The following is an 11,822-nucleotide window of genomic DNA, read 5'->3' as shown; positions in this document are numbered from 1 at the left end:
CCAGGCTAGTCGCCGTCCGGCTGGCAGGAGGGGCACCAGAAGAGGTTGCGGCCCTCCATCACACGGTGGCTGACCGGCGTGCCGCAGAGATGGCAGGGAAGACCCGCCCGCCGGTAGACGTAGACCTCGCCACCATGATCGTCCTTGCGGGGATCGCGGGCCATCGCCTCCGGTGTGTGCTCCGGGTAGACCGTGTCGATCCGCCCGGTCCGCACACCTTCCGCCATGAGACCCACCAGATCCAGCCAGATGCTGTCGAACTGGGCCCTGGTCAGCCGGTTACCGGGCAGAAACGGTGAGATACCCAGGCGGAAGAGCGTCTCCGCGCGGTAGATGTTGCCCACCCCCGCGAAGAGTCCCTGATCCATCAGCTGGGAACCGATGCTGCGTCGGCTGCGCCGGACCCGCGGCCAGAGGGCCTCCGGATCGGCGTCGTCGCGGATGGGGTCCTCGCCCGACTTCGCGCGGGTCGCCTCATACTCATCCTCGGTGATCAGCCGGCACCACTGCGGGCCCCGCAGGTGGGCGGCGGTGGTGCCGTCACTGATGCGCAGCCGGATCTGACCTTCCCTGGTGCCGGCGTCCTCGAACTTCAGCTGCCCGATCAGCCCCAGGTGGACATAGATGATGTGCGCCGGGTGCGGCGCATCGAAGTCGAGGAACAGATGTTTGCCCAGTGCCTCAGCACGCTCGATCCGGTGGCCGTCAAGAAGCGCGGCCTCCGCGGCGAAGCGGCCCTGCGGTGAGGTGACCTCGAGTTCGCGACCCGGGAAGGTGGAGTTCAGCTCGCGCGCGAGACGATGAATGACGTGACCTTCAGGCATGGGGACAGTTTAGGACACCGGGGGTCCGGTAACGGCGCGGCTGCCGGCTCCTGCTGCGCCGCGGATGCGCTGTAGAGTCGGACAGGTCAGATTCTCAGCCGTCGGAGAGAAGGGGCGCCATGCCGCACAGGATCGGTTTCGACCGCGAACGCTACATCGAGATGCAGTCGGAGCACATCCACGCACGACGTGCGGAGATCGGCGGCAAGCTCTACCTGGAGATGGGCGGCAAGCTCTTCGACGACATGCACGCCTCCCGCGTCCTGCCCGGCTTCACCCCGGACAACAAGATCGCGATGCTCGAACGCATCAAGGACGATGTTGAGATCATCGTCTGCCTCAACGCGAAGGACCTGGAGCGTCAGAAAGTCCGCGCCGACCTGGGCATCCCCTATGAGGAGGACACCCTCCGTCTCTTCGACGTGTTCCGGGAGCGGGGTTTTCTGGTCGAGCACGTGGTGATGACCCAGCTCACCGACGACAACCACATCGCCCATGCGTTCATGGACCGTCTCCAGCGCCTCGGCCTGAGCGTCTACCGGCACCGTGTCATCCCCGGGTATCCCACCGACATCCGCCGCATCGTGTCGGAGGAGGGCTTCGGCATCAACGACTATGTGGAGACCACCCGCGATCTGGTCGTGGTCACCGCGCCGGGGCCGGGTTCCGGCAAGCTGGCGACCTGCCTGTCGCAGGTCTACCACGAGTACCAGCGGGGAGTGAAGGCCGGTTACGCGAAATTCGAGACCTTCCCCATCTGGAACCTGCCGCTGGAGCACCCGGTGAATCTGGCCTACGAGGCCGCCACCGCGGACCTCGACGACATCAACGTCATCGACCCTTTCCACCTGGCGGCCTACGGTCAGCAGGTGACCAGCTACAACCGCGACGTCGAGGTGTTCCCGCTCCTGCACGCCCTGCTGGAGACCCTCGCCGGGGAGAGCCCCTACCGCTCGCCCACGGACATGGGTGTGAACATGGCGGGACACTGCATCTCCGATGACGAGGTGTGCCGGGAGGCCTCCCGCCAGGAGATCGTGCGCCGCTACTACAAGGCACTGGTCGAGGAGCGTCGCGAGGACCTCGACGACATCGTCTCCTCCCGCATCGGCATGGTCATGTCCAAGGCGCGGACCACCACGGAGGACCGCCGTGTCGTGGCCCCCGCGCTGGCCGTGGCCGCAGAGACCGGGCAGCCCGGGTCCGCGATCGAACTGGCCGACGGCACGATCATCGCCGGAAAAACCTCCGAACTGCTGGGCTGCTCCGCGGCGATGCTGCTCAACGCACTCAAGCACCTCGCGGGCATCGACAAGGAACTGCACCTGCTCTCGCCTGAGTCGATCGAGCCGATCCAGTCCCTGAAAACGGAACACCTGGGTTCCCGTAACCCGCGGCTGCACACCGACGAGGTGCTCATCGCGCTCTCAGTCTCCGCAGCCCGTTCGGAGGAGTCGCGCCGGGCTCTGGCAGAGCTGAAGAACCTGCGCGGCTGTGAGGCGCACACCACCACCATCCTCGGTTCGGTGGACGAGGACATCTTCCGCAACCTCGGCGTGCTGGTCACCTCGGAGCCGGAGTACTGGCGGAAGTCCCTGTACCGCAAGCGCTAGCCCCCACCTCACCGGCGCCGACACCTGGGTCAGGGGCGGTTGGCCGCATCGTGGTCGGCGGCATAGGCGGCGAAGGTGCTCGCCGGGTCCTCCCTGGAGCCGCTGACGAAATTACGCGCGAGTTCGGCGCTCAGTTCTTCCATGGCTCCCGACAGACGCCGGGCGCTCATCCGCAGCTCCGGCGCCTGCGAGGCCCGCGCCGCATCCCTGAGCTCGAGAACGTAGGGCAGCTGGCGGGCCAGGGAGACGGGGTCGTTTCCCTCCTGGAAGTAGTAGGTCTCCGAGTAGTGGAAGAAATCTATGCACACATGCCGCACCTGGCCGGTCACGTTATCCAGGACGCGGGCCACCTCGGACGGCTCCATGCCCGGGATGGCCCGGGCATATCCCGCGTCGTTCATCCCCTTCAGTTCCATGGCCAGAGCGCGTCGACGCGACAGCGGCGGATGCACCTGGCTGAACCAGGTCAGGGCTGCGGTGAGCAGTGCGAAACCGGTCAGCGCCTCTAAGGGGAGCACCAACCGGACCCAGGGATCCGCCGGCACGATGTCGCCGAATCCCAGGGTCGACAGAGTCACCAGGGAGATGTAGAAGGCCTCGGCGAGGGCCGGGTACTTCGCCGGATCAATTCCGGATGAGTATGAGAAACCCTCGGGGGTGTACGGAAGGTAGATCAGCGTCCAACCGATCCCCTGCAGCAGTACCCACAGCAGGATGACGATGAGCATGCTCGCCGGACCAACGGCGGAGCCGAACCGGTGCCCGATCACCTTGGAGGCCTCCCACACCCCCGAGAACACCAGCCCGCTCAGGGTCCCCTGCCCCTCGGGGCGCAGGAGACTGCGGAACATGTCCCACAGCCCCAGCGCCACCACCAGAAAGCCGGCCATCGTCAGCGCAACCGTCATTGTGGATCTCCGTTCTCGGCACCCGGTTTCCGCCCAACGGTACAGGCGCACACGGCACCCTGATCATCGACGGAGGAGCACCCGATAGACTTCTGTCCGTGGCCATCAGCAAAATTCTCCTGTACTACCGTTTCACCCCCATCGCCGATCCGCAGGCGGTGATGCTCTGGCAGCGCGACCTGTGTGAATCCCTGGGTCTCAGGGGCCGGATCCTCATCTCGGAGCACGGCATCAACGGCACGGTGGGTGGTGACATCGACGCGTGCAAGCGTTATATCCGCAAGACGCGGGACTACCCGGGTTTCCACGACATGGAATTCAAGTGGTCCGAGGGCGGTGCGGAGGACTTCCCCAAACTCTCGGTGAAGGTGCGCGATGAGATCGTGGCGTTCAACGCGGCGGGTGAGATCAAGGTCGACGAGCACGGCGTCATGGGCGGCGGTGTGCACCTCAAGCCCGAGGAGGTCAACGAGCTTGTCGACGCCCGCGGCGACGACGTCGTCTTCTTCGACGGTCGCAATGCTCTGGAGGCGCAGATCGGAAGGTTCCGTGACGCGGTCGTCCCGGACGTGGAGACCACCCACGACTTCATCGCCGAGCTGGAGTCCGGCAAGTACGACTGGATGAAGGACCGTCCGGTCGTCTCCTACTGCACCGGTGGCATCCGTTGCGAGGTACTCAGCGTGCTGATGAAGAACCGGGGTTTCAAGGAGGTCTACCAGATCGACGGCGGCATCGTCCGGTACGGCGAGAAGTACGGCAACGGGGGCCTGTGGGAGGGGTCGCTCTACGTCTTCGACAAGCGGATGCACACCGAGTTCGGCGAGGACTACAAGGAACTCGGCCACTGTATCCACTGCGGTGACCACACGAACAACTTCATCAACTGCACCAATGAGGACACCTGCCGGAAGCAGGCGCTGGTGTGCGAATCATGTGCGGCGCAGCCGACGACCGCACACTGTGGTCGAGCGGACTGCGCCGAGGTGGCGGCACGGGCGGCCACGCACTAGCTGTCTCTAGTCGCTCAAGGCGAGCACGAGGATCTGCCAGGTCTGCAGCATCCACATCATGGCGAAGGGGATGAGCACCCAGAACACGCCCATCCAGGGACGCCAGCGGGTGTAGCTGTTCAGCTTGCGCACCATGATGATGGCGCAGCCGATGATGCCCGCCGCCGGAATGATGCTGGTGGCGATGGGCCACCAGATCTGCGAGGAACGGGAACACAACCAGAGGGCATCGCCGGCGTCACAGGCCGGACCGCCCATCAGTCGGGCCACCCAGGCGAGCAGGTAGGCGACGAGGACGGTGGAGATGATGGTGCCGAAGAGCCAGGTGACGGCCTGCCGCGTCGACTGCTGGTTGCGGGTCGCCTGCACGACGGGATCAGTGGACGAGGCCAGCTCCTCCGCGGTCCGGGGTTCCGGAGGGCGGCGGTTGGCGAAGTCGGCGTCCTCGGACAGGTCGTTTTCCGGGTGCTCGAGAAAGTTGCGCCTGCGACGGCCCTCCCGATGCGGAGATTTCTTTTCCGGGTCACGTCCAGTCATGCCACCACCATAGTCTGCGCGCCATTAACGGTGGGCCGGGTGGATCAGGACGGGGACCTGGACGTGGCGGAGGAAATCAGTGGCTGTGGAGCCCACGAAGACCCGCTCCAGCGGGCCGGGTGGGGTGGAGCCCAGGATCAGCAGATCACCCTTCCTCCACTTCAGGGCGTCGATCGCTCCGGACCACCCCTTGCCTGAGCCGATCTCCGACTCGACGGCCAGATCAGGGTAGAGGTCAGCGATGACGTCATGAGAACGGTCGAGGACGGCCAGGGAGTGTTCGCGCCATTCGTCGATGAGTTCGCGGCTGAAGTCGAACTTGTCGTGGAAGGGCTGGTCCGCCAGGCCGGAGGGGGAGAAGGCGAGGACGCGCAGGTCCACGCCCCAGCTGTCGGCGAGGCGGGCGGCGAAGTGGAGGGAGGGGTCGTTCTCGTCGATGTCACTCTCGAGGAAGGCGTAGTTCACACGGTTGACCCCCCGCTTGGCCAGCTTGACTGCTCGGGGGACGAGGCCGAGCGGTTTGGGGGAGGAGTGCAGAAGGGCATCTGCGGTGGAGCCGGCGAGGAAACGACCCTTCGGGGCGGCGGCGCCGGAACCGAGGATGACCAGGTGGGCGTCGAAATCATCGGCCGCCTCGCTGATCAGCACAGCCTCCGAAGGGCCGTCGAGGAAGACGGAGATCTGCTCGTCCCAGTAGGACTTGTCGACGCCCGCGTCGGCCAGCGCCCGCTTCACCGCCGACTCGCAGGCCTCCACTTCCTTCTGGAACCACTTGTGGTATTTGCCGCCGAGACGGCCGAGGGAGGATGAGGGCCACGGTCGGAGGAAGGTGGACACGACGCGGATCCGGACGTCAATGGTGCGGCTGAGCCAGGCCGCGAGTTCGATGGCCTCGGTACCTGGGGAACCGGGTCGCCAGGCGACCAGGATGCGGGCGGGTGCCTCAGTGGCAGCGTAAATGGGGGTTGCCATTCCTTGAGAGAAGGGTCGGGAAGTGTTTACGCGCCCTATTATTCCCGTTTACCCGGTGTTCGTGTCAATCAGGTCCGAACCGTAGCTGTCGGCGAGTTTGTTGATGATGTCCGCCAGCTCGCTGGCGCGGGCCAGATCTTCTTCACCGAGAGTGCCGATCATCTCGGCGAGGTACTTCGTGCGCTCCTCGCCGACGCGCTCGAGTTCGCTCTCGCCGAGCCGGGTGATCTTCACGCGCACGCCGCGGCGGTCCTGCTCATCACGGATCCGCTCCACCAGCTCCCGCTGCTCCAGCTGGTGGAGTGCGTTGGAGGCGGTGGGCATACGGATGCCTTCTTCGCGGGCGATCTGACTGATCCGCGAGGGACCCTGCGCCTGGAGCCGTGCCATGATCGACAACTGCGGGCCGGTCAGGTCGGACTGCTCGGCAATGCGGAAGTACATGACGTACAGCTTCGTCATTGCCGGGCGGATCCGGGCGGCGATGTCCGCCGGGGTCGATGATGTCATGGACTCGATCCTAGACACTTTCCCCGGCAAACCAATTAGTCCCCGGCGCCGATGATGAACGCCTCAAGCTGAGCCCGGGCATCATCGTCGCCCATCTGGACCGGCGGGGACTTCATCAGGTAGGCGGAGGCCGGGAGCACCGGGCCCGCGATCTTGCGGTCGAGGGCGATCTTCGCTGCGCGGACGGCGTCGATGATGATGCCGGCGGAGTTGGGGGAGTCCCACACCTCGAGCTTGTACTCGAGGTTCAGCGGCACATCGCCGAAAGCGGTGCCCTCGAGGCGGACGTAGGCCCACTTGCGGTCGTCGAGCCACTCGACGTAGTCGGAGGGGCCGATGTGGACGTTGCGGTCTGAGACCTTGCCGGCCAGCGGACCCTCGTGCAGGTTCGAGGTGACGGCCTGGGTCTTGGAGATCTTCTTGGACTCCAGACGATCACGGTCGAGCATGTTCTTGAAGTCCATGTTGCCGCCCACGTTCAGCTGCATGGTGCGCTCGAGGCGGACGCCGCGGTCCTCGAAGAGCTTCGCCATGACGCGGTGGGTGATGGTGGCACCGACCTGGGACTTGATGTCGTCGCCGACGATCGGCAGGCCGGCGTCGATGAACTTCTGTGCCCAGACCGGGTCGGAGGCGATGAACACCGGCAGGGCGTTGACGAAGGCGCAGCCCGCGTCGATGGCAGCCTGTGCGTAGAACTTGTCCGCCTGCTCCGAGCCGACGGGGAGGTAGGAGACGACGACGTCAACCTCGGCGTCGCGGAGCGCCTGCACTACGTCGACCGGCGCTTCGGTCGACTCCTCGATGGTCTCCATGTAGTGCTTGCCCAGGCCGTCCAGGGTCGGACCACGCTGGACGGTGAGGCCGGTCGCCGGGACGTCGGCGATCTTGATGGTGCAGTTCATCGACGCGTCGATGGCGTCGGCGAGATCAGTGCCCACCTTGGCTGCATCGACGTCGAAAGCCGCGACGAACTCCACGTCCTTGACGTGGTAGTCGCCGAACTTGACGTGCATCAGGCCCGGTACCTTTTTATCGTCGGGGGTGTCCTTGTAAAACTCGACGCCCTGGACCAGCGATGCGGCACAGTTACCGACGCCGACAATCGCCACGCGAACCTTGCTCATTTATTCGTTCACTCCTTGAGGCAGGCCAGGTCTAAGAGGGTCGAAGAGGGTGGCCTGCAATCCCCGTGTTCAAGGATCCATCGTAAGCGGTCCCTTCTGCGAACATGTGATCGGGCGCGGGCGGGATCGATCAAGAAGCCTGATGGGGCCTCGTCGGTAGACTGGCCGTGTGCCTGCCGGAAACGTCGTCTACCGCAACGAGATCTCCCACCGATTCGCCCGACAGGAACTCCTTCGTCGCTGGCGGGCCGGTGAGGTTTCCCGCGATGAGGTGTGTGACGCAGACTTCCTGCTTGTCACCGCCGCCACCTACCACGGCGTGCCCGCCGATCACCCGTGCCCCGTGTGCGGCTCCGATGACCTGCGCATCGTGCAGTGGATCCACGGGGAGCAGCTCGGCCGCATGTCCGGCACGGCGCGTAGCGACGAGGAGATCGCCGCGATCGTCGCCACGGGCAGGGAGATGACGGTCCATATCGTGGAGGTCTGTCCCGCGTGCCGGTGGAACCACCTCCTCACGGCGGTCACCGCAACAGCCGCCTGACGTGACGTGCGCCAATTCATGGCTGAGATGTTTCCCTAACATGCGTCCGGCGCAGTAGTGTTCACGGGTGTAACAACCGTCATCAGTGATCACAACGGGGACAGCACTTGACTGAGAAGAAGAACAACTCACAACGCGGATCGACGCGGGCTGGGCGCGCGTCGGACGGGAACGGGAAGCGGGACATCAGGCAGCGGCCGGTTCTGCTCGCCGTACTCGGCGGCCTGCTCGCGCTGATCCTCATCCCCCTGGGCGTGTTCCTGGTGGCGTACTCCACGGTCGACGTCCCGGAACCGGGGGAGTTGACCTCCGCGCAGGTGTCCTCCATCTATGCGTCGGACTCGTCCACCGAGCTCGCCCGCGTCGTCCCGCCGGAGGGCAACCGTCGGCAGGTGTCACTGGAGGAAGTGCCGGAGTCGCTGCAGAATGCCGTGCTCGCCGCTGAGGACCGGGAGTTCTGGACCAACCAGGGCTTCTCCTTCACCGGCTTCGGCCGCGCCGTGCTCGGTCAGGTCACCGGAAACACCTCCGCCGGCGGCGGTTCGACGATCACCCAGCAGTACGTGAAGAACGCCCTCGTCGGCGACGATCACTCCTACGTGCGCAAGGCGCGCGAGCTGGTCTACTCCGTGAAGATGACCAACCAGTGGTCCAAGGAGGAGATCCTCTCCGCCTACCTCAACACCGTCTATCTGGGCCGTAACGCCTACGGCGTGGAGGCCGCCTCGCATGCGTACTTCAACAAGCCGGTCACGGATCTGAACGTCGAACAGAGCGCGATGCTTGCCGCCACCATCCAGCTGCCCAGCCAGCTGGATCCGTGGGCCAACCCGCAGGGCGCCGAAACCCGCTGGAACTACGTCCTCGACGGGCTGGTCGACATGGAGGTCCTCGCCGCACAGGATCGCACCGGCATGGTCTACCCCGAGACCCGTGACCCGGCCGAGTACTCCGCCTACACCGAGGCCACCGGCACCAACGGCATGATCAAGAACCACGTGATCAACGAGTTGAAGACCATCGGCATCACCGAGCAGGAGGTGACCACCCGGGGTCTGCGGATCACCACCACCATCGACCCGACGGCCCAGGCCGCCACCGTCGACGCCGTGCAGACCAACCTCGCCCAGTTGCAGGACGATGCCGCCGCGGCCGCCGTCTCCGTCGAGCCGGGCACCGGCGCCGTCCGCGCCTATTACGGCGGCGAGGACGCCGCCGGCTGGGACTACGGCAACGCCGCACTCCAGACCGGCTCCACCTTCAAGATCTTCGGTCTGGCCGCCGCCCTCCAGCAGGGCATCCCGCTGACCGCGGCCTATGATTCCTCCCCCGTGACCCTGCCCGGCAACATCGTGGTGAACAACTGGGACGGCGGAAGCGCCGGCTACACCACGCTCTCCGAGGCACTGAAGAACTCCTACAACACCAGCTTCATCCGCCTCCAGGATGACCTGAACAACACCACCCAGGACACCGCGGACATGGCCCACGCCCTGGGCATCGCGGAGTCTCTGCCGGGCGTCCCGCAGACCCTCACGGAGAACGGTGCGCAGCCCTACGAGGGGATCATTCTCGGCCAGTACCAGTCTCGCCCCCTCGACATGGCCACCGCCCTGGCCACAGTGGCCAACCGCGGTGTGTGGCACCAGACCCACTTCGTCGAGCGCGTCGAGACCGGTGACGGCGAGCTGCTCTACGAGCACGAGTCCGGTGAGGGCGAGCGTCGCATCGCCGAGGTTGTCGCCGACAATCTCCTGTACGCGATGCAGCCGATCGCCGCATACTCCAACGGCAACACCCTCGCCGGCGGCCGCCCCTCCGCAGCCAAGACCGGAACCGCCCAGCTCGGTGACACCGGCCTGAACAAGGACGCCTGGATGGTGGGCACCACTCCGCAGCTGTCCACCGCCGTATGGGTCGGCACCGCCGACAACACCTCCGCGATCTTCAACGAGTGGGGTGGCAACATGTTCGGCTCGGGCTCCCCGGCCCGAATCTGGAAGGCCGCCATGGACGGTGCCCACCAGGACAAGGAGATCCGCGAGTTCACCACCCCGGCCCCCATCACCTTCGGTTCCGGGGTCCCGTCGGGTGGCAACGGCCTGCGCTACGTTCCGGCCCCTGCCCCGGCCCCCGCCCCGGCCCGGGTTCCCGCGCCGGCCCCCGCACCGGCACCGGCGCCAGCCCCGGTCCAGCCGGAGGTTGAGGAGGCCCCGCTCGTCGAGTCGCCGCCGCCCGCCGAGTCCATCCCGGCCCCGCAGGTCCCGGCACCCACCGGGGGCGAAATCGAGATCCTCCCGGGTCTGACCCTCGAACTGCCCAACTAGCTGAAGGCGGGCAGATGCAGACCAGTCACCTCCCTGAGCGGATCTCCCCGGCGGCAACCGAACCGGTCGCCGCCGGAGTCATCTCCTTCCTCGGTGGCCCTGTCGGACGGTTCGCCGCGGTGGGACGTCAGCGATGGTGGACTCCGTTGCGGGTGATCGTTTCGGTGGCCCTGGTCTTCCTGTCCTTCGGCTTCCTGTCCAAGGCCCGCTGCCTCGAGGGGACACGCGGCGAGGACGGCCTCATCTCGTTGGACTGGTCCGGGAACCGTCATTACGTCGCCGCCTGCTACAACGACATCACCCCGCTCTACGCCGGTCGTGGCCTGGACAGGGGTGGCTTCCCCTACGCCTTCTCCTGGGTGGAGGGTGACCTCACTCGCTACCTCGAGTACCCGGTACTGGCGGGTGTGTTCCAGTGGTTCATGGCGGGACTGTCACGTCTGACGTACCCGCTGGTCGAGCTGACTCCGCTGATCATCCCGGCGGCCTCCTGGTACTTCGCCCTCACTGCTCTGGCGATGTCGGGTATGTGGGTGTTCACCATCCGGCTCGTGGCCGAGCTCGCGGGCAACCGCATCTGGGACACCGTTCTCGTCGCAGCCTCTCCGCTGGTCATCGTCCACGCATTCACCAACTGGGACATCCCGTCGGTCATGTTCGTGGTCGGCGCGCTCCACGCCGTCAGCCGCGGCCGGCCGGGTCTGGCGGGCGTGCTCATCGGCCTGGGTACCGCGTTCAAGTTGTGGCCGCTCTATCTCCTGGGCGCCTACCTCGTGCTCGCCGTCCGGGATCGTCGACCGGTTCCTTTTCTGACCATGCTCGTCACCTCCGCGTTGACCTGGCTGGCAGTCAATGTGCCCGTGATGGTCATGTATCCGGTGGCGTGGAGCGAGTTCCTCCGACTCAACAGTGAACGTGGCTTCGAGTGGACCACGATCTACGCGATCATCTCCCGCAACACTTTCCTGCCCGATCTGCCGGTGCCGGTCCTCAACACCGTCTCCTTCGCGCTGTTCGCCGCTGCCTGCCTGGCCATTGCGGTCCTGGGGCTGCGTGCCTCCCGACGCCCCCGTGTCGCCGAACTGTTCTTCCTCATCATCGTGGCCTTCCTGCTCTTCAACAAGGTGTGGTCCCCGCAGTACTCGCTGTGGCTGATCGTCCCCGCCGTGCTGGCGCTGCCCCGATGGCGGCTCCTGCTCACCTGGATGTTCGTCGACGCCCTGGTGTGGCCGATTCTCATGTGGCACATGCTCGGAACCGATGACAACGGTATCCCCGCCGAGCTTCTCGACGCCGTCCTGATCGCCCGCCTGGTCATCCTCGTGACGATGACGGTGCTCGTCGTCCGCCAGATGCTGGGCCACGAGGTGGATGAGGTCGCAGCCGCCCACCAGGGCAGGGACCCACTGGCGTTACCCGATCCCGCCCCGGGTCGACCATGATGGAC

At 65.9% G+C, this 11,822-nt stretch carries 11 protein-coding genes; 5 read left to right on the top strand and 6 right to left on the bottom strand.

Translation table 11 applies throughout. From position 1 onward, the window contains the following. Positions 1 to 5: 5 nt before the first annotated feature. Positions 6 to 824 (bottom strand): Fpg/Nei family DNA glycosylase, encoded by an 819-nt coding sequence (locus tag CETAM_RS12810; RefSeq protein WP_156229202.1) that lies wholly within the window; start codon positions 822 to 824, stop codon positions 6 to 8. 119 nt (positions 825 to 943) lie between these two features. Here CETAM_RS12810 and CETAM_RS12805 point away from each other — a divergent pair, with 119 nt between their 5' ends. Beyond that, the gene (locus tag CETAM_RS12805; RefSeq protein ID WP_156229201.1) at positions 944 to 2,437 is read left to right on the top strand and encodes a DUF1846 domain-containing protein; all 1,494 of its coding nucleotides are present in this window, start codon (positions 944 to 946) and stop codon (positions 2,435 to 2,437) included. A gap of 29 nt (positions 2,438 to 2,466) precedes the next feature. Here CETAM_RS12805 and CETAM_RS12800 read toward each other — a convergent pair whose 3' ends face one another. Further along, positions 2,467 to 3,345 carry a potassium channel family protein gene (locus CETAM_RS12800; RefSeq protein ID WP_156229200.1) on the bottom strand — a complete coding sequence of 293 codons (879 nt, stop codon included), beginning with the start codon at positions 3,343 to 3,345 and terminating at the stop codon, positions 2,467 to 2,469. 98 nt (positions 3,346 to 3,443) lie between these two features. Here CETAM_RS12800 and trhO point away from each other — a divergent pair, with 98 nt between their 5' ends. Continuing rightward, complete coding sequence (gene trhO / locus CETAM_RS12795) at positions 3,444 to 4,358, top strand: oxygen-dependent tRNA uridine(34) hydroxylase TrhO (RefSeq protein WP_156229199.1); 915 nt, start codon at positions 3,444 to 3,446, stop codon at positions 4,356 to 4,358. Between the two features lie 6 nt (positions 4,359 to 4,364). On the opposite strand, the gene CETAM_RS12790 is transcribed toward trhO, so the two are convergent. From CETAM_RS12790 to CETAM_RS12775, 4 genes are read right to left on the bottom strand one after another with little or no spacing between them, the layout of a single operon-like run. After that, entirely contained in the window at positions 4,365 to 4,895 is a 531-nt protein-coding gene (locus tag CETAM_RS12790) for a hypothetical protein (RefSeq protein ID WP_231587513.1), read from the bottom strand. Between the two features lie 24 nt (positions 4,896 to 4,919). Further along, positions 4,920 to 5,867 carry a universal stress protein gene (locus CETAM_RS12785; RefSeq protein ID WP_156229198.1) on the bottom strand — a complete coding sequence of 316 codons (948 nt, stop codon included), beginning with the start codon at positions 5,865 to 5,867 and terminating at the stop codon, positions 4,920 to 4,922. Positions 5,868 to 5,915: 48 nt separating this feature from the next. After that, entirely contained in the window at positions 5,916 to 6,377 is a 462-nt protein-coding gene (locus CETAM_RS12780) for a MarR family winged helix-turn-helix transcriptional regulator (RefSeq protein WP_156229197.1), read from the bottom strand. A gap of 35 nt (positions 6,378 to 6,412) precedes the next feature. After that, positions 6,413 to 7,504, bottom strand: coding sequence for an inositol-3-phosphate synthase (locus CETAM_RS12775; RefSeq protein ID WP_156229196.1), 1,092 nt, complete (start codon positions 7,502 to 7,504; stop codon positions 6,413 to 6,415). Positions 7,505 to 7,673: 169 nt separating this feature from the next. On the opposite strand from CETAM_RS12775, the gene CETAM_RS12770 reads away from it, so the two are divergent. From CETAM_RS12770 to CETAM_RS12760, 3 genes are all read left to right on the top strand, one after another. Beyond that, positions 7,674 to 8,048 (top strand): DUF5318 family protein, encoded by a 375-nt coding sequence (locus CETAM_RS12770; protein ID WP_156229195.1) that lies wholly within the window; start codon positions 7,674 to 7,676, stop codon positions 8,046 to 8,048. 107 nt (positions 8,049 to 8,155) lie between these two features. Beyond that, the gene (locus CETAM_RS12765) at positions 8,156 to 10,375 is read left to right on the top strand and encodes a transglycosylase domain-containing protein (protein WP_156229194.1); all 2,220 of its coding nucleotides are present in this window, start codon (positions 8,156 to 8,158) and stop codon (positions 10,373 to 10,375) included. Between the two features lie 14 nt (positions 10,376 to 10,389). Next, positions 10,390 to 11,817, top strand: coding sequence for a glycosyltransferase family 87 protein (locus tag CETAM_RS12760; protein WP_156229193.1), 1,428 nt, complete (start codon positions 10,390 to 10,392; stop codon positions 11,815 to 11,817). Positions 11,818 to 11,822: the final 5 nt, after the last annotated feature.

This window comes from Corynebacterium comes, assembly GCF_009734405.1.
In the GTDB taxonomy this organism is placed as follows: Bacteria; Actinomycetota; Actinomycetes; order Mycobacteriales; family Mycobacteriaceae; genus Corynebacterium; species Corynebacterium comes.
This window is presented reverse-complemented; position numbering and strand designations above follow the sequence as displayed.

Coding starts and splice junctions, on each gene's coding strand:
- CETAM_RS12810 (WP_156229202.1), bottom strand. CDS start 824: ATGCCTGAAGGTCACGTCATTCATCGTCTCGCGCGCGAGCTGAACTCC.
- CETAM_RS12790 (WP_231587513.1), bottom strand. CDS start 4,895: ATGACTGGACGTGACCCGGAAAAGAAATCTCCGCATCGGGAGGGCCGT.
- CETAM_RS12800 (WP_156229200.1), bottom strand. CDS start 3,345: ATGACGGTTGCGCTGACGATGGCCGGCTTTCTGGTGGTGGCGCTGGGG.
- CETAM_RS12775 (WP_156229196.1), bottom strand. CDS start 7,504: ATGAGCAAGGTTCGCGTGGCGATTGTCGGCGTCGGTAACTGTGCCGCA.
- CETAM_RS12780 (WP_156229197.1), bottom strand. CDS start 6,377: ATGACATCATCGACCCCGGCGGACATCGCCGCCCGGATCCGCCCGGCA.
- CETAM_RS12785 (WP_156229198.1), bottom strand. CDS start 5,867: ATGGCAACCCCCATTTACGCTGCCACTGAGGCACCCGCCCGCATCCTG.
- CETAM_RS12760 (WP_156229193.1), top strand. CDS start 10,390: ATGCAGACCAGTCACCTCCCTGAGCGGATCTCCCCGGCGGCAACCGAA.
- CETAM_RS12805 (WP_156229201.1), top strand. CDS start 944: ATGCCGCACAGGATCGGTTTCGACCGCGAACGCTACATCGAGATGCAG.